At 46.7% G+C, this 25012-nt stretch carries 21 protein-coding genes; 13 read left to right on the plus strand and 8 right to left on the minus strand.

Features of this window, described 5'->3' with window-relative positions:
- The first annotated feature begins 1 nt into the window (after position 1).
- Positions 2-550, plus strand: a complete 549-nt coding sequence (locus tag CPIN_RS24745; RefSeq protein ID WP_012792590.1) for a hypothetical protein — start codon at positions 2-4, stop codon at positions 548-550.
- 5 nt (positions 551-555) lie between these two features.
- Here CPIN_RS24745 and CPIN_RS24750 read toward each other — a convergent pair whose 3' ends face one another.
- Positions 556-960, minus strand: coding sequence for a DUF5071 domain-containing protein (locus tag CPIN_RS24750; RefSeq protein ID WP_012792591.1), 405 nt, complete (start codon positions 958-960; stop codon positions 556-558).
- Positions 961-1521: 561 nt separating this feature from the next.
- Between CPIN_RS24750 and CPIN_RS24755 the strand changes: the two genes are divergently transcribed.
- Positions 1522-4623: a SusC/RagA family TonB-linked outer membrane protein gene (locus CPIN_RS24755; RefSeq protein WP_012792593.1), complete on the plus strand. Its 3102-nt coding sequence runs from the start codon at positions 1522-1524 to the stop codon at positions 4621-4623.
- Between the two features lie 11 nt (positions 4624-4634).
- Complete coding sequence (locus tag CPIN_RS24760) at positions 4635-6443, plus strand: RagB/SusD family nutrient uptake outer membrane protein (RefSeq protein WP_012792594.1); 1809 nt, start codon at positions 4635-4637, stop codon at positions 6441-6443.
- A 54-nt stretch (positions 6444-6497) separates the two neighbouring features.
- Here the strand turns inward: CPIN_RS24760 and CPIN_RS24765 are convergent, their stop codons facing one another.
- The gene (locus CPIN_RS24765) at positions 6498-8816 is read right to left on the minus strand and encodes a family 20 glycosylhydrolase (RefSeq protein WP_063715338.1); all 2319 of its coding nucleotides are present in this window, start codon (positions 8814-8816) and stop codon (positions 6498-6500) included.
- 75 nt (positions 8817-8891) lie between these two features.
- Positions 8892-9530: a pseudouridine synthase gene (locus tag CPIN_RS24770; protein WP_012792596.1), complete on the minus strand. Its 639-nt coding sequence runs from the start codon at positions 9528-9530 to the stop codon at positions 8892-8894.
- 173 nt (positions 9531-9703) lie between these two features.
- Between CPIN_RS24770 and CPIN_RS24775 the strand changes: the two genes are divergently transcribed.
- From CPIN_RS24775 to CPIN_RS24785, 3 genes are all read left to right on the plus strand, one after another.
- On the plus strand, positions 9704-12106 hold the full coding sequence (locus tag CPIN_RS24775) for a glycoside hydrolase family 127 protein (RefSeq protein WP_012792597.1): 2403 nt from the start codon (positions 9704-9706) through the stop codon (positions 12104-12106).
- Between the two features lie 28 nt (positions 12107-12134).
- The gene (locus CPIN_RS24780; protein ID WP_012792598.1) at positions 12135-12956 is read left to right on the plus strand and encodes an MBL fold metallo-hydrolase; all 822 of its coding nucleotides are present in this window, start codon (positions 12135-12137) and stop codon (positions 12954-12956) included.
- An 88-nt stretch (positions 12957-13044) separates the two neighbouring features.
- Complete coding sequence (locus tag CPIN_RS24785) at positions 13045-14343, plus strand: acetyl-CoA hydrolase/transferase family protein (RefSeq protein WP_012792599.1); 1299 nt, start codon at positions 13045-13047, stop codon at positions 14341-14343.
- A 3-nt stretch (positions 14344-14346) separates the two neighbouring features.
- Here the strand turns inward: CPIN_RS24785 and CPIN_RS24790 are convergent, their stop codons facing one another.
- A complete protein-coding gene (locus CPIN_RS24790) occupies positions 14347-14745 on the minus strand; it encodes a winged helix-turn-helix transcriptional regulator (RefSeq protein ID WP_012792600.1) in 399 nt (132 codons plus the stop codon).
- 99 nt (positions 14746-14844) lie between these two features.
- Between CPIN_RS24790 and CPIN_RS24795 the strand changes: the two genes are divergently transcribed.
- From CPIN_RS24795 to CPIN_RS24805, 3 genes are all read left to right on the plus strand, one after another.
- Positions 14845-15564 (plus strand): DsbA family oxidoreductase, encoded by a 720-nt coding sequence (locus CPIN_RS24795; RefSeq protein WP_148230636.1) that lies wholly within the window; start codon positions 14845-14847, stop codon positions 15562-15564.
- A 213-nt stretch (positions 15565-15777) separates the two neighbouring features.
- Positions 15778-16836 (plus strand): winged helix DNA-binding domain-containing protein, encoded by a 1059-nt coding sequence (locus CPIN_RS24800; protein WP_012792602.1) that lies wholly within the window; start codon positions 15778-15780, stop codon positions 16834-16836.
- A 24-nt stretch (positions 16837-16860) separates the two neighbouring features.
- Positions 16861-18192 carry a S41 family peptidase gene (locus tag CPIN_RS24805; RefSeq protein ID WP_012792603.1) on the plus strand — a complete coding sequence of 444 codons (1332 nt, stop codon included), beginning with the start codon at positions 16861-16863 and terminating at the stop codon, positions 18190-18192.
- A gap of 77 nt (positions 18193-18269) precedes the next feature.
- On the opposite strand, the gene CPIN_RS24810 is transcribed toward CPIN_RS24805, so the two are convergent.
- On the minus strand, positions 18270-19271 hold the full coding sequence (locus CPIN_RS24810; RefSeq protein ID WP_012792604.1) for a YeiH family protein: 1002 nt from the start codon (positions 19269-19271) through the stop codon (positions 18270-18272).
- 274 nt (positions 19272-19545) lie between these two features.
- Between CPIN_RS24810 and CPIN_RS24815 the strand changes: the two genes are divergently transcribed.
- The 4 genes from CPIN_RS24815 (at position 19546) to CPIN_RS24830 (ending at position 23267) form a co-directional block, all read left to right on the plus strand.
- A complete protein-coding gene (locus tag CPIN_RS24815) occupies positions 19546-20130 on the plus strand; it encodes a TetR/AcrR family transcriptional regulator (RefSeq protein WP_012792605.1) in 585 nt (194 codons plus the stop codon).
- Between the two features lie 63 nt (positions 20131-20193).
- Positions 20194-20934 (plus strand): SDR family oxidoreductase, encoded by a 741-nt coding sequence (locus CPIN_RS24820; RefSeq protein ID WP_012792606.1) that lies wholly within the window; start codon positions 20194-20196, stop codon positions 20932-20934.
- A 67-nt stretch (positions 20935-21001) separates the two neighbouring features.
- Positions 21002-22543 (plus strand): DHA2 family efflux MFS transporter permease subunit, encoded by a 1542-nt coding sequence (locus CPIN_RS24825; RefSeq protein WP_012792607.1) that lies wholly within the window; start codon positions 21002-21004, stop codon positions 22541-22543.
- A gap of 79 nt (positions 22544-22622) precedes the next feature.
- Positions 22623-23267 carry a class I SAM-dependent methyltransferase gene (locus CPIN_RS24830; RefSeq protein WP_012792608.1) on the plus strand — a complete coding sequence of 215 codons (645 nt, stop codon included), beginning with the start codon at positions 22623-22625 and terminating at the stop codon, positions 23265-23267.
- 29 nt (positions 23268-23296) lie between these two features.
- On the opposite strand, the gene CPIN_RS24835 is transcribed toward CPIN_RS24830, so the two are convergent.
- The 3 genes from CPIN_RS24835 to CPIN_RS24845 form a co-directional block, all read right to left on the minus strand.
- Positions 23297-24193 carry an SDR family NAD(P)-dependent oxidoreductase gene (locus tag CPIN_RS24835; RefSeq protein WP_012792609.1) on the minus strand — a complete coding sequence of 299 codons (897 nt, stop codon included), beginning with the start codon at positions 24191-24193 and terminating at the stop codon, positions 23297-23299.
- Positions 24194-24213: 20 nt separating this feature from the next.
- Positions 24214-24426, minus strand: coding sequence for a hypothetical protein (locus tag CPIN_RS24840; RefSeq protein WP_012792610.1), 213 nt, complete (start codon positions 24424-24426; stop codon positions 24214-24216).
- 162 nt (positions 24427-24588) lie between these two features.
- Positions 24589-24981, minus strand: coding sequence for a hypothetical protein (locus tag CPIN_RS24845; RefSeq protein ID WP_012792611.1), 393 nt, complete (start codon positions 24979-24981; stop codon positions 24589-24591).
- Positions 24982-25012: the final 31 nt, after the last annotated feature.

Raw genomic sequence — 25012 nt, forward strand, 5'->3', positions numbered from 1 at the left:
CATGCAAAACGATCCTTTAAAATCAATGTGGAACAACCTGGGCAATACGCCTAAAGATCAACAAACACTTAAAACAATGTTATCTGCACCTGGCTTCCGTAAGATGCGCAGACAACTATTCATAGAGACAATTGCATTTATCTTATTCCTTATTGTCTATTATGATTTCTTTGATGGTGACAGAAAGCCCATATATGCGAATATCGCATTGGTGAGCGCTTCGCTGTTTGCCATCATACACAGCATCCTGGGATACAAACTAGCCACCAAAACACTACATGCAGATACAATCACACAGTCGCTCCGGCAATCCCTTTTACGCCTGCAGAGATACGCAGTCATATCAGTCAGCAGCAGAATCATAGCCGCAGCCTGCCTGTTGATTTTCTTTACATCAGTAATCAGTTTCACCAACCATAAATACCTGCTGCTATTGCTGATACTCGCTATTTTTTCTGTTCAGATCATCCTGCTCCGGCATGTCTGGAAAAAACGAATCACGAAACTAAAAAGCGACATTGCAAACTTTGATACGCTGCTTCCGGAATAACCAGCCTAATCCTGCTGACGCAGCTCTGCCTGTCGCAGTAATATATCTATCGCAAGCAGATCAATTTCCTCTTCCTTTTCGCCGGGTGTAGGTGCTGATGCCATTCTCTTCAGAGATAGGAGCAGCATCTCATCCAGCTGATGCGGAACATCCCCCAACAGACATAAAACATTACGTTTCCAGGTCTCGTCGTATGTCCGGAAGACGTCCAGTATTTCATTTTTTATGTCATTAACATAGGGTATCAGGTAATCAGATACGTCTGAAGCAATCGGCCAGTTCAGATCCTGCAACCAGGTCAGCAATGCAGGTACATCCTCCCGGATCTGCGCCGGCGTCATGGTCCGTAGCAACGCTACAGCCTTATCGTCAAACTTTGTTTTCGGTATATACGGTTTACTATTTCCCATCAGCTTTCCCCCATCGCCCCGGCACAATTACAGCCATGGGCATAATTAACAACACCTTCCACTTGAAAGATATCTCCGTATTCAACATAATGAATCATGATAACTACACTTGTTTTAAGTACTAATCAGGCGGGTTAAAATATCAGGGTATTCTCTACAGGCACACTCATAGTACAGGGATCAGACCGCAAGTTACAAATAAATTGTATCCTGTGAATAGACTTCAACAAATCGCAAACGACTCAATATCAGCCTATGTCCCCAGGCAGTCATCACCTCTAAGTACCAACTGTCCTATACTGTCCCATACCAATATTCAATTACAAATAAGTAGTATTACACTATTATACTAATCAAATAGTGTCATTATAACACCTATTTTATACTTTTATGACCTGATATCCATAAAAACGACAACCATCGACGCTTCCATGTTATAGCACATACCTGTACAACGCGTTCATACACAATTGCTACAATTCCACGAGAATAGCCCGACCAGCCATACTATCATTGGCGGTTTCCACTGAGAACATTTCACGCATTTATAAAAAAACGTTTATGAAAACACTGACAATGCTGCTGTTGCTCATTTGCGCCTTCCATGCGCATATCTCACTCGCAGCCATTCACTCCTCCGGCCCTCCCATCACCATCAGCGGGAAAATTACAAGCAGCGATGGTACACCCATCATCGGAGCTACCATACGTGTCAAAGGTTCATCCGCCGGCGCTACTACCAATGCCAATGGCGTATTTACACTGACCTCCGTTGCAGATAATGCGGTCCTTGTCATCTCCAGCATGGGTTACAACACCATGGAATGCACACTCAAACCAACTGAAAAAGGCATTGCCGCGACGCCTGCAAAAGCAAGTGATGCAGCGAACATCCGGCTGACGGAAGGGCCGTCTCCTGTGCTGAATATCACCCTCACTGCATCCGTACAGGAATTGGGGGAAAGTGTAGTCATTGCCTATGGTACTGTTAAAAAACGCGACCTGACCGGCGCTGTTGTTTCAATCAAAGAAGCGGATATCACCGCTACGCCTGTTAACAATGCCATGGAAGCATTACAGGGTAAAGTAGCCGGCATGGATATCATGCGGGGATCAGGGGCCGTAGGTACCAACCCCAATATCCTTCTGCGTGGCAGCCGCTCCATTTATGGTGATAATAGTCCGCTGTTTATCATAGACGGTATACAAAGCAGCTACGATCAGATCAACCCTTCTGACATCGCCTCTATCGATATCTTAAAAGATGCCTCTTCTACCGCCATCTACGGATCCGCCGGCTCCAATGGCGTAGTAATCATCACCACGAAAAAAGGGAAGACGGGCAAATCTTCGGTGAACCTGGATGTATTCTATGGCCTCTCCGGTAGTCCGCACTTCTTTCACGGGATGACAGGGGATGAATACACCAATTACCGTAAAGAATTATACCGTACCGCCAACGGAGAATATCCACAGGATATGTCTCAGATCTTCACCACCGAACCGGTGTTGGATGCCTACAACAAAGGGAAGTGGATTGACTGGGTAGGATTGATTACCGACAACACCGCCACGCAGCAGAAATATCACCTTTCCCTCTCTGATGGCACCGGAAAAACAAAAGTCTACACCTCCTTTACCTATACAAAGGAAGAAGGTATTCTCAGCAATGAAAACCTCAACCGCTATGCATTACGTATGAACCTGGACCGCGACATGGCCAGCTGGATGAAAGTCGGTACCAATATCAACCTCAACTACTCCATCCAGAATGCCAGGGGCAAAAACATCTTTACCAAATCATTATCGGCATTGCCACTGGGTGATGCCTATGATGCCAATGGTAATATCAACCCGGTATTTGTACAGGGCGAAACCACACCGCTTGGCGATCAGCTGCCTAATCAGTATGCGGATAACACACGCACCACCTTCGCATACATGAACGGCTACCTGGATATCAAGCCCTGGAAAGATCTCTCCTACCGTTCCGTATTAGGTGTCACGCTCAACAATTATCGCAATGGTAAATACTGGGGCAGACAAGCCGTTTCTAACGTCGTAACCGGCTATGCAGCGCCGCTGGCTGCTATCTATAACGGATTCACTTACGGATATACCTGGGAGAATATCCTTACCTACAATAAAACGATCGCCACAGATCATCAGCTCACCGTCACCGGTGTCACCTCCTGGGCGAAGAACAGTGCTGATTACAACAACTCACTAGGTCAGGGTCAGGAGCTGGATTACTACCAGTTTTACAACCTGGGCAATGGCACACAGAAAACAGGGAACGCCTCCTCCTACGAACAACGTCAACGTCTGTCCTTTGCCGGCAGGATCAACTATAGCTTCAGAGGCAAATACCTGCTGACGCTCACCAACAGATGGGACGGCGTATCGCATCTCGCCAAAGGGCATAAATGGAGCACCTTCCCCGCCGCTGTAGTCGCATGGCGTGTATCGGACGAAAGCTTCATGCAGGGTGCAGGCAACTGGATGGATGAACTAAAACTCCGTGCAGGCTATGGCGTAACGGGTAACTCCGGTGGTATGTCCGCCTATTCCTCTCAGACGCAGGCCGCTACCTACCAGGCGATCTCCCTGGATGGTAAACTCGTTCCTAACGTCCAGAACTTTGGTACCTACTCCAATCCCCTTATCAGCTGGGAAAGAAGTTACAATACCAACATCGGACTGGACCTCACCATATTAAAAGGCCGTATCACCCTGAATGCAGATTATTACAACACAGACACCAAAGGGCTCTTATTCAAACGCTCCCTGCCGGTCACTTCCGGTCTTACTGCATGGGCCTCTCCTTTACAGACCTGGCAGAACATCGGGCAAACCAACAACAAAGGTGTAGAAATCACACTCAGCACCCGTAACATTGTGAGACCTGCTTTTGAATGGAGTACCAATTTCTCCTTCACCAGTAATAAAGAAAAGATCGTATACCTGCCGGATGGCGACGTGATATCAGAAAAACTCTTCATCGGACAACCCATCAGTGCCCATTACGATTACAAATACCAGGGTATCTGGGCCACCGCCGATGAAGCTACCGCCACGCTTTACGGCGCTAAACCTGGTTTTGTGAAAGTAGCTACCAATGAGAAATTTGATGCCAATGGCACAGGCGATAAAGGCGTACACCCCTACTCTATCAACGACCGGATGGTACTGGGTTCAACCGTGCCTAAATGGCTCCTGGGCGTCAATAACAATGTCACTTTCCGCAACTTCGATCTCAACGTATTCACCATGATGCGCTGGGGACAAATGATCAGCAGTAGCCTGCTGGGCTGGTATTCTACAACGGATGACGGTCAGCCGGCCGGCATCAGTTACTGGACGCCCGAAAATCAATCCGCACGCTATCCGCGTCCCGGTATCAACAGCACTACGGGTATAGAGTCACTTCGTTATGTAGACGGTTCTTTTATCAAGATCAAAACAATTACACTCGGCTACACCTTCCCTGCCCATCTGACGAAATACGCGCATATCAGCAAGGGCAGGATCTATGCAAGCGCCTACAACCCGCTGATCTTTACCAGGAATCGCGATCTGAAAGGGACAGATCCTGAAACAAATGGTTCTGATACCTTTCCGCTCTTCGCGACCTACGTATTTGGTATGAACATCACTTTTTAATCCTGGCAATCATGAGAAAGAATATATTACCTGCTTTACTACTTAGTTTGCTGACAGGCATCAGCGCCTGCTCACTGGAAGAAGTCAATCCGTCCGGATTCACCATTGAATCGGTCGCCGCTTCTTCTGTCGATGGCTACAGAAACCTTGTTAATAATTGCTATTTCGGCATGGAACGCCAGTTATACGGCTATAACCAATGGATGATGTTCTGCGAAGCAGGCACCGATATCTGGACCTATCAGAAGAATGGCGTTTCCTGGTCGCAGTTCTTTAAATACAATGCCGGCGCCGCTTCCAATCTCACAGTCGGCAATGGTGTCTGGAACTCCTGTTACGATGGTATCGGTTCCTGTAATACCGCTATCAGATATGCAGCAATCGCGCCCTTCACAACCGAAGAAGAAAGAAACAAAGTAGTAGCAGAAGCCTATTTCCTCCGCGCCATGTATTACTACAACCTGGTAGAGCAATTCGGCGGCGTTACCTTAACAACCGTTCCTGCAGCTACGGTTGATCTGCATCCTGTCAGAACCTCCGCACTCGATACCTATAAACAACTGATCATTCCTGACCTGGAATTTGCTGTTAAATGGTTACCTGTTGATAATGGCACTACCAAACCGTCTAAGAAGGCTGCCCTGGGTTTCCTGGCCCGTGCCTGCCTCCAGACAGTCGAATACGACGAGACTAGGGCAATGGCGTCTAAAGCACTGGAAACAGCTAAATTGCTGATCGATGATTGCGAAAGTGGTGGCAGTAAATACAACACCTACCTCTATCCCACCTTCGACGACGTATTTCTGGAAACCAATAACTACACAAACAAAGAGTCCTTGTGGTCACACCGTTTTGTCGTGGGAGGCGTCAGCAATAATGCCTGGAACATGAATATGAACAATGAACTGTTCTATTGTGTAGTCACCGACTTTGGCGCAATGCAACAGGTAGGGACAGATTATACAACCTGGGGACATCGTTCCGGCGGACAATTCATGCCCAGCGCCTATCTCCTTGGCTTGTTTGTACAACCGGACGGCTCACTGGATCCCCGTTATCATAAATCCTTCCAGACCTCCTGGACGGTCAACAAGCCGACTTATAGCTGGACAGACGCTGCACTAAAAATATTTGACCGGAGTAATGATATCAGCACGGGTACAACCCTCAATACAGGAGATCCCGGTATCGCATTCATCCATCCCAATGATCCGGACTATAGCGCCCGCGTAGCAACGAAGTTGTCGCAGCCCTATCTCGTCGTTGACTATGCCGATGTATACGATGCCGGTACAAAATCCGTGAAGATGCAATATAACCGGGTAAACAGACCACTCGATGGCGGAGGTACCACTACCACCAATCCCTTCTTCAGTTTCTACCCTTCACTCACCAAACATAACAGCAGCAACTACTACGTTAATAATCCAAACAACAACCGCTATGGTAATCTGAATGCCACCTTTATAATGCGCATGTCGGAAGTCTACCTGATCGCGGCAGAAGCCGAATTGTATGCTGGCGGTGGGAATGCCCTGCAATACATCAACAGGATCAGAACAAGGGCAGGCGCCGTTCCGCTGGGAAGTGTAAACATACAAGCCATCCTCGATGAAAGAGCACGGGAACTCTGCGGAGAATATGTACGTTTCTATGATCTTAAACGTACGAAGAAGCTGAACAAAGCGTATCTCCTGTCAACAAATCCTGACGTCGGACAGTATTTCATCGACAATCAACATGAAGTACGTCCTATTCCGTCTGCATTCCTGAATACTTTACAGGAAGGAGGCAGCTATTATCAGAACCCGAATTATTAAAATAAAAAAAGCGGTCACCTATGGCGACCGCTTTTTTACTATTATATAGCTCTTTTATTTTCTCTTGAACCAGCTATCCGGCACTGCCTGGATTTTACCACCATTCACCCTGTATTCGAGTTTCAACGTGTATCCGCCGCCACCTTCTACAAACTTCAGTTCAAACGGATGCAACCCTTTCTGCAAGGCTACCTGTCCGCTCTTCTGTACAGGCGCGTGCCAGCCGTCATTATCTACTACTTTATCTCCTTCGATATAGAGGTTTGCACCATCGTCTGCTGTCAGGAAGAAGCTGTAAATCGCTGTTTCAGGCACTTCAATATACCCTACCAGTTTCGCACCAAAAGCTTTACCGCCTTTACCCATTCCTTCCGGAATGATCGCATTGCTGACATGAACGATGCTGTCTGCAGTATCAGGCAGTTTGGTGACGCCTTTATAGGAGCTACCAAAATACTGTACCTGTAAGCCGCTCTGTAAACCCTCCACATTCACCGGAGGGAAGAAAGACTGCTTACGGTAGTTCAGCGTATAAATATCGCTGCTGCTGCCGGACGGACTGAAAGAAGCCAGTTTAATGGTACCCGGCCCCGGTACGATAAACGCTTCCGGTAATTCAGGTGAAGACATCGTCGGCGCGGTTCCATCCGTCGTATAACGGATACTGATATCCGGAGCCGGCTTTTGTAATTTCAATACCGTTTTACCTACCAGTACGTTATCATCCGTAAAACCATCCAGGTCAGGCATACGGTAATGCACCTTCAGCTGATCCAGGCGCTTGTATTGTTGATGCAGACGCAACAGATAGTTATCGTAATCCTGACGATGTGTCCAGAGTACTTCTGCCAGTGCAGTCATACGAGGGAAGATCATAAAGTCGGCACGTTTTTCAGAAGGAATCCATTCCGTCCAGGTATTTGCCTGTGCACCGATGATATGCGCTGCTTCATCTGCTGTCAGTCCTTTTGGTACCGGGTCGAAGTGATATACATTAGAGATGGAATTGCGGTCAGGAATACCATCGAAATACAATGGATTACCTGGTGTCATAATCACCTTGTTCCCGTTTTTCGCTGCCTTTACAGGCGCATCAGGTACCCAGCTACGCCAGTACATAAGTATAGCGGTTTCACTGATACCACCTTCCAGGATCTCATCCCAGCCGATCAGCTTTTTGCCTTTTGAATTGAAAAATTTCTCCATTCTCTTGACAAAATAGCTTTGCAGTTCTTCAACAGTCTTCAGGTTATTAGCCTTCATCACACCTTCACAAAGCGGAGATTTTGCCCAACTGCTTTTTTCTACTTCATCAGCGCCCAGGTGAACGTATTCAGAAGGGAATAAAGCGAAGATCTCTGAATAAACATTCTCTGCAAATTCAAAAGTCTTCTCATTACATGGGCAGATCGGTGTGGTAAATAATGGCCCCCAGGTAGAACCGCCTTCGCAGCTCAGATAAGGGTATGCTTTGATAGCCGCCATCATATGACCCGGCATATCGATCTCAGGGATCATATCGATGTGACGTGCCGCTGCATAGGCGATCACCTCTTTCATCTGTGCCTGGGTATAGAAACCGCCATACAACGTTTTGCCATTTTTCCGGATGATATGGGATTGATCAATCGCCATATCCGGATTGGTCTTCGCCTTTTCCATACATACAGAGTCCTGGTTATTAAATTCTCTCCAGGCGCCCTGTTCTGTCAGTAAAGGATATTTTTTAATCTCGATACGCCAGCCCTGGTCATCCGTAAGATGAATATGAAACTTGTTCATTTTGTACAGGGCGAGCAGGTCGATGAACTTTTTCAGATAATCTACAGAGAAAAAATGTCTGGACACATCCAGGTGCATACCACGCCATCCGTATACAGGATGATCTGTGATCTTTACTGCAGGTATCGCCATCTTCGCCAGCTTTGCGTTTTTCACCCCTTCAATAGCGACAGGCATCAGCTGACGTAGCGTCTGCACCGCACGGAACATACCTGTCGGTGTTTTCGCGGCGATGGTCACCTGCTGTGGCGTTACCGCTAATGTATAATCTTCTTCTCCTGCCAGCTGAGTGTCCTGTTTCAGCACGATGGTACCATTGCCTGCTTTTGCGGCAACAGGTAACGCCTGTCCGAGCCCCTGTCTGATCAGTGCCTGTAACTGAGCGGCTTCCTTGCTGAAAAATGTTTTGTCGGAAGGTAATACCAGTCTGGTCTTTGAAGTAATCACAAAGTCGCCTGCAGCGGGCACCAGTTGCTGAGGGTAAGGGACAATTGCATAACGTGCAGGGTCCGCCTCCTGCGCACGGGCTACAGATATACTCAGCAATACGCTGAATAAGACCGCACCCATAAGCCTGAATGGTTTAAACATAATAGATTCTTTAAGCATGATAATGGAAGCAGGCAAAATACCAAGAATCTCAGCAGCAAACTAATGGCATATTGCTCATTCCTGCGGTAATATTGACGCTTCCGGTTGCCAGTTCTCTATTTTCAGCAGGCGGAAGAAGGTTTCTTCTTCTATTTCCCGCACCCCTCCTGGAGGCAGGTCGCCCAGCTCCATATCTTCTATGGATACGCGGATCAGACGATCGCAATGGTGATGGATAGCCGAGGTCATCTTACGGACCTGGTGGAATTTTCCTTCTGTAAGAGTGATCAGCAGCCAGGAATGAGGCAGAAATTCCTTAACGGGGTGATGTTCGCGTGGCGCAATATAAGCGGGTTTCTCAACGATCTCCGCTTCACAGGGCGTAGTGACCCAGTCTACACCTCCTTTGATCCGGATGGTAACGCCATTTCTTAACTTTTCAATCGTCTCCTGGGTGACAATATTTTTCACCATCACCAGGTAAGCTCTTTTATGGGGTTGTTCACTTTCAAAAAGCAGGCGGGTCACCCTTTTATTGGTCGTCAGCAGGAGTAACCCCTCTGAATTATTATCCAGCCTGCCCACGGCATGTGTACCTTCCGGAAAGTCAAAATCGAGGTCCCCCAGTAACCGGACCTTATCAGGGCTGATAAACTGGGAAACCATATTATACGGTTTGTTAATAGCAAAATAACGATGTCCGCTTACACTCATCACTTCGATACTTTCAATTTTTCAAGTTTCTTCCTTCAGCTGACGATTCTCCTCGTCCAGTCTGATGAGGTGCAAATTTCAGATAAAATCCGATTAATGCTGATTAATATATTTCAAATGATGTCACACGACAATACATAACTTTAGCCATTGCCAAAACTCATTCTCATTTTATGAAATTATGCTTCGTTATTCTTTCACTGACAGGCATCAGTACAATGGTACAGGGACAGCTGAAAAGAGATTATCCCATTCAGCCGGTTGCGTTTACTCAGGTACAGGTAACAGATAACTTCTGGGCGCCAAAAATAAGAGTAAATGCGGACATAACAATACCCTATACGTTGGAACAATGTCAGAAAACCGGCAGGATTGATAATTTCAAACGTGCGGCACATACCCTGCCGGGTGATAAAATGACAGAGTATACGTTCGATGATACCGACGTCTATAAAGTAATAGAAGGCGCCTCGTATAGTCTCCAGATGAAAAAAGATCCTGCACTGGAAAAATACCTGGATACACTGATCGATATTATCGGCGCCGCACAGGAGAAAGATGGCTATCTCTACACCTTCCGGACCGTCAACGCCGCACAACCGCACGCATGGATAGGATCCCGCAGATGGGAGGAAGAAGAAGATCTCAGTCATGAGCTATATAACTCCGGACATCTCTTTGAGGCCGCCGTCGCCCATTACCAGGCTACCGGCAAACGCAACCTGCTGGATATCGCTGTTAAAAACGCAGACCTGCTGGTGCAGACATTCGGTTTTGGTAAAGAAGAACGATTCCCTGGTCACCAGATCGTTGAAACGGGTCTGACTAAAATGTACCGTGTTACCGGTAATAAATCCTACCTCGACCTTGCGAAGTTCTTTCTCGATGTACGCGGTCCGGGTAAAAAACATAGCGGTGAATATAATCAGTCTTATAAAAAAGTAGTAGACCAGCACGAAGCTGTCGGACATGCAGTAAGAGCCACCTACATGTACACCGGCATGGCAGATGTAGCCGCCCTGACCGGCGATCGGCAATACCTCCATGCAATAGACGATATCTGGCACGATGTGGTAGAAAAGAAATTGTACATCACAGGAGGTATCGGCGCTACCGGTAATGGAGAAGCTTTCGGGAAACCATATGACCTGCCGAATATGTCTGCTTATGCAGAAACCTGCGCGGCTATCGCCAACGTATACTGGAACAGCAGGATGTTTCTCCTTCATGGCGATGCGAAATACATCGACATTCTGGAGCGTACACTGTACAATGGACTCCTGTCAGGTGTATCGCTCAGCGGAGACAGGTTCTTTTACCCCAACCCGCTGATGTCCATGGGCCAGCATCAGCGTAGCGCCTGGTTTGGTTGCGCCTGTTGTATATCCAATATGACACGCTTCCTACCCTCCATGCCGGGATATGTATATGCGCAGAATAAAAACGATCTCTACGTCAATCTGTTTGCAGGCAATACAGCCAATATAACGCTCCCCGCCGGCAAAGTACAGCTGGTACAGCAAACCAACTATCCCTGGGATGGTAAAGTAGCCATCACTGTCAATCCGGCTAAAACAACACCTTTCACCCTGCACATCCGCATACCTGAATGGGCCAATGACAAACCTGTTCCCGGCAATCTCTATTTCGATGCAGACAGCAGCGCACAGCAGGCGCTGGTCATTCTCCTGAATGGCAAACCACTCTCCTATAAAACAGAAAAAGGATACGCCGTACTGCAACGTAGCTGGAAAGCCGGCGATAAGATCAGTTTTGAATTCCCCATGCAGGTACAGAAAGTACTGGCCAGTACATCTGTAACCAGTGACAAAGACCGCTTCGCCTTACAACGCGGTCCGCTTATGTATTGTCTGGAAGGCCCGGACAACAAAGACGCCGCCGTACAGAATATCGTAGTGGATAAAAATGCTGTTGTCAATGCCGTTTATAAACCCAGCATGCTGAACGGCGTAACCGTACTGGAAATGCAGGGTACTGCTGCCAGCAGACAACTAAACACCGATCAGCTGATCAGTACCACACAGATGGTCACCGCCATTCCCTATTACACATGGGCGAACCGCGGCCCTTCAGAAATGACCGTATGGATTCCTTATGAAGCTTCCGCCGCCAGACCAAAACCCGCTCCGACCATCGCCTCCAAAAGTAAAGTAAGCGCCTCTACGCCCAATAAAAGGATGTACCTCGCACTAAACGACCAGTACCAGCCGCTGAACTCGCAGGATAACAATTCCATGTACCTGCACTGGTGGCCGAAACACAATACACTGGAATGGGTACAGTATGACTTTGACCAGGAATACACGGTGTCCGGTTCCGAAGTTTACTGGTATGACGACAGTCCGTTTGGTGGTTGCCGCATACCCGCCTCCTGGAGAATACTGTACAAACAAGGTGACCAATGGATCCCTGTAAAGAATACAACGCCTTATTCCGTACAGAAAGACAAATACGATAGCGTACAGTTTGAACCGGTAAAAACAAGCGCCTTAAAGCTGGAAATACAGCTTCCGGTAGAAAATGCTGCAGGTATTCATGAATGGATTGTAAAATAACTAAAATTTTTAGTAAACTTGCGGTGCTATGTCACTGCAAATTACGTCACTCAACTCCGGCAGCAACGGAAACTGTTATTATATCGGAAACGCCACAGAAGCCGTTCTGATAGATGCGGGTATCTCCTGCCGGGAAACGGAGAGACGGATGAAAAGGCTGGGATTGAAGATGGATATAGTAAAAGCCATCTTTATTTCGCACGAACATTCCGATCACATCCGCGGACTGGAAGTATTATCTAAAAAATACAGTCTCCCGGTCTATATCACCGAGAAAACCATGCTGCACGGTGGCCTGAACCTCCATGCAGATAACGTAAAGGTCTTTGATGAAGCAACGCCCGTAATCATCGGTACATTGACGGTACATGCATTCTCTAAAGCGCATGACGCTATAGAACCACATAGTTTCATGATCACAGCAGATGAAATATGTATCGGTGTGTTTACAGACATTGGTGTGCCCTGTAGTAACCTGATCAGGCATTTTAAACAATGTCATGCGGCATTCCTGGAAGCCAACTATGACGAAAAGATGCTGGAACAGGGACGGTACCCGTTTTTCCTGAAGAAGCGCATCCGGGGAGGGAAAGGTCATCTTTCTAATACACAGGCGCTGGAAGTCTTTAAAGCGCATAAGCCGGCATATATGACACACCTCCTGTTATCCCATCTTTCCAGGGATAATAATAACCCCGAACTGGTGCTGGAGCTTTTCCGTCCGCACGCAGGCAGAACCGAAGTCATCGTCGCTTCCCGCGACGTTGAAACAGCTGTATACCACATCAGCGCCATTCCACAGGTCATTGTCCCCCAGGTACAATACGTACAGGGACAACTCGCATTCTAACATATATCATCTTTCCGACTAATCTTTGTCATGTTTTATCTTGGCAGGCAGGCATAATTTTGGGGCATCGTTCTTAAAATACAATACTATGTCTGACATTTCATATATCACCGCGGCGGAAGCCGTAAAGTGCGTTGAGTCTGGTAATCGTGTATTTATTCATGGTAGCGCAGCTACACCCGTTCACCTGCTCAGGGCATTACAGAACAGGCACGCCGACCTCAGTGATGTAGAACTCGTCAGCATCACCACACTGGGAGATGTTGACTTCGACAACCCGCTATACCGTAAAAGTTTTTATGTCAATTCATTGTTTGTTTCCGCCGCCAACCGCTCCGTCGTAAACAGTGACGACGGCGACTATGTACCCATCTTCCTCAGTCAGATACCACAGCTGTTCAGAGATAATATCTTACCACCGGATGTGGCTATCGTACAGGTATCCCCTCCCGATGCGCACGGATACTGTTCCCTTGGTACTTCTGTGGATATTGCCAGAGCAGCGATCGACGTCGCTAAATATGTGATTGCACAGGTCAATCCCATGATGCCGCGTACACATGGCGAAGCCTTCATACACTTCTCCCGCTTTCATGCGGCGGTATGGCAAAAAGCCGCATTGCCGGAAGTAGATTACTCTCAGCAAGCCACAGCAGTAACAGAACAGATCGGCCGTAATATCGCCGAACTGGTGGAAGATGGGGCGACATTGCAATTAGGTATCGGTAATATTCCTGACCAGGTGCTGAAGAACCTCACGCAACACAAGAACCTGGGACTACACACCGAGATGTTGTCAGATGGGGTGATTCCGCTGATTGAAAATGGCGTGATCAATAACAGTCTGAAAAAACTGAACAGGGGCAGATCAGTGACCGCATTTATGGCGGGCACACGAAAATTATACGACTTCGTCAATGACAATCCTGCCCTTAGGGTCATGGATATCAGCTATGTGAATGATACGAGCATTATCCGTCAGAATCCTAAAGTGACGGCTATAAATAGTGCGATCGAAATAGACCTGACCGGCCAGGTATGCGCGGATTCTATTGGTACTTATCAGTATTCCGGTATCGGCGGACAAATGGACTTTATGCGGGGCGCTTCCCTCTCAGAGGGTGGTAAACCCATCATCGCATTGCCGTCCGTAACCAGTAAAGGCATCTCCCGCATTACCCCCTTCCTGAAAGAAGGCGCAGGTGTAGTGACGACCCGTGGACATATGCACTGGGTGATCACCGAATACGGCAGAACCAATCTGTTTGGGAAAAGTCTTAAACAACGTGCAAAAGCACTGATAGAGATCGCCCACCCAGACCACCGGGAGGCGCTGGAAAAAGCATATTTCGATCGCTTCGTAAAGAAAGTTTCAGTTTTAGGTTGAAGGTTAAAGATGGCTTAGTGCATCCTGTAGGTCTAACTGATTTACGGGATGCATAATCCTTTTACGGTGAGAATGACCCCATTTCGCCATTTCGTCAATGATGCTTTCCAGGGTTTTACCATAATCAGTCAGTTCATACTCCACAGTGACAGGTTTGGTATCGTAAACCGTTCTTCTCACCAGCTCATTCATTTCCAGCTCCCGCAACTCCTTGGAGAGCATTTTAGAACCCACTCCCTCTACTTCCCTCTGCAGTTCCATAAAGCGGCGTTTTCCAAAACGTAAAGACCCGATAATAGCGATCTTCCACTTACCATTCAGCACGTCCATCGTATCGTGGATGGCACGGAGATGCTCCGTACAAGTTTCAGACTTCTCTGATGTCTGTGTTTTCCTGTTCATAATACTTCCCTATAGTTTCCCCGATGAAAGTACTTTCCATCGGGATACCACTTTCAAAAGTAAAGTATGTTTAGGAACTTTACAAAAGAAAACGATACTATGAGCACAGCGAATAAAATGAAAGTAGAGATCTGGTCAGATATCATGTGTCCCTGGTGCTACATCGGCAAACGCCGGTTTGAAGCCGCTATGGAACAATTTCCTGACGCCGGATCTGTAGAAATAGAATGGCACAGTTTCCAGCTGGATCCTACCATCGAGTCAGGACACGGCGACAACCTGTATACCTACCTGTCCAAAAGAAAGGGCATCCCTTACGAACAGGCAGAACAGATGAATAACCAGGTAACAGGATTAGCAGCGACCCTCGGACTGACTTACAATATGGAACAGGCGGTTGTAGCCAACTCCTTTGACGCCCACAGGCTGATACAGCTGGCTAAAAAACACCAGTTGGGCGATGCTGCCGAAGAAAGATTATTTAAGGCTTATTTCACCGAAGGAAAGGATTTCAGTAATCCGGATACCCTGGTGGCCCTGGGTAAGGAAATCGGTCTGGAAGAAAGCGTATTAAAAAACCTGGTTGGTAGTCAGTCATTTACAACGGAAGTACGTCGTGATATCGATGAAGCAGAAACACTGGGTATCAGAGGCGTTCCTTTCTTCGTTTTTGACAGGAAATATGGTGTTTCCGGCGCACAGGCCTCCGAAACCTTCCTGGAAGTGCTGACGAAATCTGTAGGTGAATGGAAAAGTACGCAGCCTTCAGATCTGGAGATCATAGAAGGTCAAACCTGCGGACCAGACGGAGATTGCTAGTATAAATGCTTTTTCTTCGATGTATCCCCATATTACATCGCTATTACGCCGCTATCTCTTCGTTCAGGAACGGAGCGGTAACGGCGTAATGACGTTATAATGCCCTTCTAATGGGACATTCAAGACTATCTGAACGAACAATTATCTGCAGCTGCTGACATACTGTTGTCATCTTCGTATCTTTCCTTTGTCCACGGAAACAAACAACAACTGATGACAGCCAAACAACTCCTGCAGCAACGCCTTACTAATCAACAACTTGCAACACCCGCTTTTAAAAACGCCCCGGATCTGGTACACTGGTGCGGCGCAGTACAGGCCCAGGACTACGAAATGTCCAAGTGGGCGGTCGGTATGCGACTGCCTGCGGCCAATCACCGGGAAATAGAACAATGTATTGCCGACGGTAAACTGGTACGTACCCACATATTGCGCCCCACCTGGCACCTGGTACACCCCTCCGATGTACGCTGGATGCTGGAACTGAGCAGTCCCTATATAAAGCAGTCAATGGGCACTTATAACCGCAAACTGGAACTGGATGATAAAATATACCGGAAAAGCAATAAAGTCTTCGAAAAAGCCCTTAAAGACGGCAAACAACTGACCCGTACCGAACTTACAGCCGAACTCCAAAAAGCAAAGATCGCTACCGATGATCTCCGTATGAACTTCCTGCTGATACAGGCAGAACAGGATATGATCATCTGTAACGGTGGTAAACGTGACAAACAGATCACCTATGCCCTGTTTGAAGAACGTGTAGCTCCCGCGCCCGGCAAAAACCGGCAGGAAGCCCTGGCTACATTGGCACTCCGCTATTTCAACAGCCACGGTCCCGCTACCCTGAAAGATTTTACCGGCTGGAGCGGACTGCCCGTCACAGCCGCCCGCGAAGGATTACAACTCGTACAGGATCAGTTGCATACAGCACCCTTCGGCGAATTAACCTGTTATGGTCCGGCACAAGCAACGGAAGCCACATCCACGGGCAATGACGTATTGCTCATTCCTAACTATGACGAATATCTTGTTGCCTACAAAGACAGGGAAGTGATACACAGTGGCGACAGCGCATCCTCCCTGAACCGGGACGGCAATCCCCTCTTCAGCAATATCATCCTTGTCAAAGGACAGATCGCGGGTACCTGGAAGCGGACATTTAAAAAGAAAGAAGTGCTTATCGACCTCTACCCCATCACCCCCTTCAACAAAAGCACACAAGGCAAACTGGACAAGGAAATAGCCCGCTTCAAACAGTTCTACAACTAACAATAAATATGTTACCTTGGGTATATGTTCACCCGTATTACAACCCTGCTGACAGTCATCATCCTGCACTGTTGCTGTTTTTCCGTTTCTGCGCAACGTGCGGATTCGCTGAAGGCAGACCTGCAACTACTGAAAACAAAACTGCTCGCTACACATCCCGATATATATGCTTACATACCTGAAAATAAATGGGCAGATTTATTCGACAGCTGTTACCAGCAGATCAATGATGATACAGACGAACGGCAGTTCTATGGTATCGTGAAAATATTGCTGAGTGCTGTAGGTGACGGACACCTGTCCAGCGGCGCACCCGCCCCGTTCGCACAATTCATTCATACAGAAAATAGTTATCTGCCCCTGCTGACCTACATTACGGAAGACAGCATTTTCATCACCAGCAGTGTAGACAATACCATTCCGGCAGGTAGTCAGCTGATCAGTGTCAACTCACATCCTGCGAATGTCATGCTGGAAAAAATGCGGGGATACCTGATGGCTGACGGTTATAACACGACAAAGAGAAATCTTGTACTGAACCAGATCTTTTACTTTTACTATTACCTCGCTTACGGCTATTCCGGGGGCTTCACGGTAACATATACAGCACCCTCCGGACAAACAAAAACAGTCTCTCTGACGGCCGCAAAAGAAACCGCCATCAATGCATTAAAAACACCGTCCACCACGACGACGCTATTGTCTTTTTTCATCACAAATGCTAAAACCGGCATCTTAACTATTAAGACTTTCGGTTATAGTGATCTGCAGGAAGCTAAACTGGACTACCCCGCTTTTCTCGAACAATCATTCCGGCAGTTAAAGAAAGCAGGTGTTAAAAAACTGATCATTGACCTGCGGGATAATGGTGGCGGCAGGGATGCCTATGGCGTACTGCTGTACAGCTATCTTTCCAGGCAACCATTCCACTACTACCGCTACCTGGAAAAAGATAAAAAGAAACTCAGCGGCAAACCAGGACTGGGCTTACAACATCCCGTCGTGCTACACTATGATTATCAGGTCGCAGTATTGATCAACGGACAAACCTTTTCTGCTGCTGCAGAATTTTGCGCCGTTGCATATAGCAATGACAGAGCGATTTTCTTCGGAGAAGAAACCGGTGGCGCTTATGAAGGCAATCACTCCGGACAACTGATAGAAACAGTGCTTCCATTCAGTAAAGTCAGCATATGGATTCCCACCGTCAAATATGCCATGGATGTGCGTCCGCCGAAACACGCCGGCCATGGTATCATTCCTCATAAACCGATACAAATGACTGTTGACGCATACATGCAGCAAGATGACAAAGTGATGGAAGCAGCATTACAATGGACACAAGCACTTAAATAGTACAAGGATATCGCAGCTACATCAGCAAAACGCTTACACGAATGATCGTGTAAGCGTTTTGCTGATGATAAAAAGGCTTAGGCTGCAAGTGTCATCACCGCCCACAAAGCCGCGCCGGAGATCAATACCCAGAGGAATACTCCTTGCATAAGCGGCTTCACACCAACCCCTTTCAGTACATCCCGGGAGAGTCCTGCTCCGATCAGGAATAAGGTGATGGTAAGACCTGTTTTCGCTACGCGGACCACCACCTCACCCGCTGCTTCCATAGGGAAATAGGTATGTGCCAGCATCGCGAGAATAAACAAGCCGATGAAATAAGGGATCTTCATTTTCTGCTTACCTGTTTTAAAACAGATGGCTGTCAGCAGGGTCACAGGAATGATCCAGAGAGCACGGGCCAGCTTAACGGTAGTCGCTACTTCTAATGCCTGCGGACCGTACTTACCGGCTGCACCTACTACTGAACTGGTATCATGGATGGCAATCGCACTCCATAAGCCAAACTGATTCTGTGAAAGATGTAAGAGATGACCGACAAAAGGAAACAGGAACAAGGCCGCGGAATTGAGGATAAATACAGTGCCCAGTGCAACAGAGAGTTGTTTCTCTTCCGCCTTAATCACCGGAGATACTGCGGCAATGGCACTACCACCACAGATGGCAGTTCCACAGGATATCAGGTGAGAAGTCTTGCTATCTATTTTCAACAACTTTCCGGTCACATAACCGATCAGCAATGTACCCGTAATAGAGGCAATGGTAAATATAAAACCTTCACTACCCGCTTTCAGCGCACTGTGTATATTCATCCCGAAACCAAGTCCTACAACAGAAATCTGCAACAATATATGCGTGGCTTTATGATTCAGATGCAGGAATGGATGACCGATAAACTGTGCGATGATCAGTCCACCCATTAGTGCAACCGGAGCAGAGATCCAGGGTGTCATACATACAGCCAGTGCCAGTATAAAAATCACTTCACGCGTCGTAATACTCCTGTCCAGGAAATGCTTTCTGCCTGTATGTGGGAGCCCCTCCTGTCTGACCCCTTCATTGTGCACGATTGTATTCATATTGCTAGTCTTTTATTTTCTTTTTGATGACACAAATGTCAGCTCTTCCGGGGTGTAAAGGAAATCATCATAAGTGATTACGGATAACTTTAAGTTATAAATAGACAGCAAATCAGGTTATACTAAGGCACTTGTCCACATTTTACACCTGCTTGCATAATTACATTATTTATTGATTATCAATAAATTACAAACAATCACTTCTGAAGGAATTAATTTATTTGGTAGATAATACCAACTGGTATAATTTTGTATTGTCTTAATCAAAACACTTATGAGCAAGGCAGAAAAAACAAGACAGTTTATTGTAGAGAAGACCGCACCCATTTTCAACACAAAAGGATTCGCAGGTACTTCCCTATCTGACATGACAGAGGCTACCGGATTAACAAAAGGTAGCATCTACGGCAACTTCGCTAACAAGGATGAAGTGGCACTGGCCTCATTTGATTACAATCTCCTCAAACTAAGGTCCTACCTCAACGCGGAAGAAGAAAAAGCAATAACGATCAAAGACAAACTGAAAGTACGTACCAGGATCTTCGCCGACGAACGTCCTGTTGCCTATCCGACAGGCGGTTGTCCGCTTTTAAATACGGCTACAGAAGCAGATGATACACATCCGGCACTGAGAGCAAGAGTAGCAGATGCCTTGGAAGCAATAAAAGACAGGGCTGTCAGGTTGATCGAAACAGGTATTCAGAGCGGAGAAATCTCCGCAGGTACTGATCCGGAACAAGCCGCATTGACACTAATGGCCATGGTACAGGGCGCTATCATGATCGCCCGGACTACCGCCAAACGTAGCTATGGTAAGAGTATCATGGAAGCGACACAACGATACATTGATTCACTCTAAATATTTTTTTACATATAAATATACCAATCGGTATAATCCATATAACACATAAAACAAAAGAAAATGAAAACAGTAAATAATACCGTATTAATCACTGGCGGTGGCGCCGGTATCGGTTTTGAAACAGCTAAATTATTATCAGAAAGTGGTAACCAGGTGATCATCACTGGTAGAAATGCAGATACACTTAACAAAGCAGTGGCTCAGCTGAAAAATGTGACAGCGATCGTTTCAGATGTATCAAAAGAAGCAGATGTACTGGCACTGGTAGATACACTGAAAAAGGACTTCCCGGCACTGAATGTCGTAATCAATAATGCAGCAGCGGCACAGGTATATAAACTGGAAGCAGGTGCAGATGCATTCAGCAAAGCGGCACATGAAATGCACACCAACTACCTGTCTGTTCTCAGACTGAATGAATTACTGTTGCCATTGTTATCTCAACAGGCGGAAGCAGCGATCGTAAACGTTTCTTCTATCGTAGCAATTACACCGGGTCACAGATTACCAGGATACGCCGCCAGCAAAGCTGCGCTCCACTCCTATACACAGACACTCCGTTTCACACTGTCCGATACTAATATCAAAGTATTCGAACTGATGCCGCCACTGGTAAATACAGAGTTCTCCAAAGAGATCGGTGGTGAAAATGGTATGCCGGCAGCTGGTGTAGCCAGCGCTTTACTGGATGCATTTGCTACTGACAACTACGAAATACATGTAGGCAATACCGCCGACTTCTATAAACTCTTCCTTTCTTCTCCAGCTGACGCATACGCCGTACTGAATCAAAGGAACTAATCTTTCCCTTTTTCGGACTATAATTATACCGAATGGTATAATTATAGTCCTTTCATAACCTCTACACATGAAAAGGATCATCCTGCTGATCACCGTTATTGCTGCTGCGGTAATGGAGCTGATCGACACCTCTATCGTCAACGTGGCGCTGTCGCATATGAGTGGTAATCTCGGCGCCACCCTTGAGGATACTTCCTGGGTGATCACGGCCTATGCCATCGCCAATGTGATCATCATTCCGATCACCAGCTTTCTTGTCAACAAACTGGGAAGACGGAATTACTATATCGGTTCTATTATTGCTTTTACGTTCTTTTCATTTATGTGCGGACAGGCCAGCAACATCTGGCTCCTGGTTACATTCCGCTTCTTGCAGGGTATAGGTGGTGGTGCGCTGCTCTCCGTATCCCAGGTGATCGTATTTGAATTATTTCCAAAAGAGAAACAGAATATCGCCAGTGCATTATTTGGGGTGGGTGTTTTCGTAGGACCGACAATCGGTCCGACACTGGGTGGTTATATCACTGAGTTTTATGACTGGCCATGGATATTCTATATCAATATTCCTATCGGTATCGTAGCTGCCAGTATCTGTTATGCGCTGCTGAAAGAACCGGAGATCAAGGTAAAAGCCAGTAGCATCGACTGGGCCGGCATCATTCTGCTGGCAATAGGTATTGGTTCGCTGCAGACAGTACTGGAAAGAGGTGAAACGGACGACTGGTTTGAAGCCGGATATATCATTTTTCTGAGTGTGACCGCATTCTTTGGCTTGTTGCTGTTCGTATGGTGGGAATTGACCACACCTACCCCCGTCGTCAATCTGCGGGTACTCAAAAGCAGGAATCTTAGTCTGGCAGCCGTCATGACATTTGTATCAGGCGTAGGGTTGTTCAGCTCTGTATTTCTGACACCGGTATTTGCACAGCGATTACTCAATTTCACCCCCACGCAAACAGGCTTGCTGTTGTTACCAGGGGCGATTCTCGCGATCGGAGGGCTGATCATCTCTGCCCGGCTGTTACAACGGGGCATCTCTCCGATAGTAATGATCACCCTGGGGATGTCCATGTTCATCCTTTTCAGCTGGCAGATGTCAGGATATAACCTGGATGTCAGTGCAAGCGGTCTGACGAATACATTGATATTAAGAGGTGTCGGACTAGCGATGATTACAGTGCCTTTATCGGTACTGGCGGTATCTTCACTCGCTCCGGCAGATTTTGCACAGGGGGCAGCGCTCAATAATATGATGCGTCAGCTGGGTGGTTCCTTCGGACTCGCCATGGTGAATACTTATCTCGCCAACCGTAATGCAGTACACCGCTCAGACCTTGTATCCAATATCACGCTCGACAATCCTGCTGCTGTAAAACGCCTGGCCGATTACACGCAATTCTTTATATCCAAAGGCACAGGGGCGGTGGAAGCACATACAAAAGCCCTCCGGCTGATGGATGCCAATATTGTCAAACAAACATCTTTACTCAGCTTCAATGACGCTTATCTGCTGGTAGGCATTGTATTCCTTTGTGCGCTGCCCCTACTCCTGCTGGCAACGCCCAAGAAGAAAGGACAGCAGGTAAAAGTAGTGCTGGCTGATCACTGATACAACTTGTCTCGTTTTGTGTATATGGGGTTGGGGTTGCTTTTGGCGCCCTGACCCTTTTCTGTTAATTTACAGGCACATGAAGAATAACTATGATAATATTGCCCGGTACTATGATTTGCTGAGTGGCGTAGTATTCGGCAGTGCGCAGCAGGATGCGCAGACGGCATTGTTGTCATACATTCCACCTGACAGCAACATCCTTATTGCCGGTGGCGGTACCGGATGGATACTGGAAAGGATCGCTGCAAAATGTGCTCCGGGTCAACGTATATATTATGTAGAGATTTCTGCGAATATGATCGCCAGGGCAAAAGAGCAGCCTTATCAACCCAATGAGGTACATTTTATTCATCTGGCTATTGAAGATTTTAATCTCGCTCAAACAGATATTACCGGCTTTGATATTATCATCACACCGTTTCTTTTTGATAATTTTAAAGCGGAAAGAATACCAGATGTATTCCGGCATCTGGATAGCTTATTGTTGTCGGGCGGCAGATGGTTGTTTACGGATTTTCATTACCGCCAACAGGCGCCATACTGGCAACAGCTGCTGTTAAATTCAATGTATCTTTTCTTCAGAATTCTGTGTGCGGTAGAGGCCAGCGCATTGGCGAATGTAAGACCCTTATTTACATCCGCAGGATATACCCTGGAACAGGAAGTATATTATTTCAAAAAGTTTATCTGGTCGGCTGTTTACCGGAAGCGGCAACAGTAGCCATAAAATAAGAGAGATAGGCATAATGCCTATCTCTCTTCCAGATCTCCCGACGCATGTCCAATCGCTTCTCTTTCCCTTCGGGATGGTCCATGATCTGCATGTTCTCTACCGTCTTCTTTAGTTGACGGCTCCATTAGTTTACGCATGTTTACCGCATTTGCATCATCACTCATCAGGTTAGCCATATAAACATGCATCTTTGTCTTGCCGCCGGATATTACACGACTTTCGCCACTCATCAAAGCTTCATAGCCATCTTTGGCCACTTCTTCCGGCGTCTGCAAAGACTCTTCCCTATAAGTTTTCGTATGTTCCATATTTGCTTTATGGAAAAAGTCGGTGTCCGCAGCTCCGGGCAGCAGTACGGTTACATGTACACCGGAACTTTCCAGTTCATTGCTGATGGCAGCGCTGAAAGAGATAACGAATGCTTTTGTTGCCGCATATACTGATAATAGTGGCATAGGCGCCTTCCCTGCTTCAGAACCCAGTTGTAAAATATGCCCTTCTCCACGTGCCGCCATATCAGTAGCAAAATACTTTGTTAGCGCCACCAGCGAAGAAATATTTAATTGTATGATATCAAGGCTTCGTTGCAGATCTATATCAATAAATTTACCCCATTCTCCCTGTCCGGCGTCATTCACCAGGTAATTTACCACAATACCTCTTGCCTGTACTTCGTCATATATTTCCTTTGCAGCTTCCGGTCTGAATAAGTCTGCGGAAATAGGTGTCACTTCCACTGAATACTGCTGTTTCAGTTCGGTAGCGACTTCCTGCAGACGTTCTTCAGAGCGCGCCACAAGTATCAGACTATAACCGTCTCCGGCAAACAATTTTGCTAATTCATATCCGAATCCACTGGTGGCACCGGTAATCAGTGCATATTGATTGCGATTATTCACGTTCACTACTGGCATAAGCTTGCTGTTTAAGTCTGTTAATGAGAATTTTTAAGGCTTTCAGGTGCTTCCTTCAATTCCGGATGTTCTTTATCCGCTTCAGGTGTTACATCTTCAGCGCCCTTATTCTGACTTTCATCTTCAGTCTGGTCAATATCTTTTCCTGCTTGTTCCAGTTCCGCTTCAGACTGTTCCGCTTTACCTGTCAGATCATTATGGAGTTCATTCTGGTCGTTATTATTTTGTCCCATGTTTATTAGTTTTAAGTGTGAGTAATAATATTACAGGAACAAAGAATAAGCCACGGATAATATACTATAAACATAAGCGTGGTCAGCCAGTATATTTGTATACATGCTGAAACACCACTGTAGAATTTATTGCTGCATAAAGGCGGGTCTTAGCAGGCGGAACTAGGCATCTATTTCCGTGTCTGCTGTTTCTGCAGTCACACTTTCCCTGCCCAGTTCATTCTGCTCCGCAAGCGTAAGGTTATCTGTTCTTGTTGTTTGTAACCAGCCGGTCTTATGCCGGCGGAATACCTGGATCGCGAGTCCCATATCACGATAGAAGTCTTTTTCTACTTCTGCTACGGTGCGTTGCTCACCGATATCTATCCAGCCAAAGCTATGCACCAGCCGGATATCTTCAATAGGCGTATCCGCCGCTACTTTCTGACTGTTGGCACTCACCGTTTCTGTAGTATGCGGACAGAGATAACATTCGAGTTTCAGATAGGGATATACCTCGCGAAACTTATTCTGGATATTGAGAAGAATGTCTTCTTCGCTGATGTAGATTTCCATCGTGTTGTGTTTTAGCAAGTTAAATGTCTAT

This window comes from Chitinophaga pinensis DSM 2588 (assembly GCF_000024005.1).
Classification (GTDB): Bacteria; Bacteroidota; Bacteroidia; order Chitinophagales; family Chitinophagaceae; genus Chitinophaga; species Chitinophaga pinensis.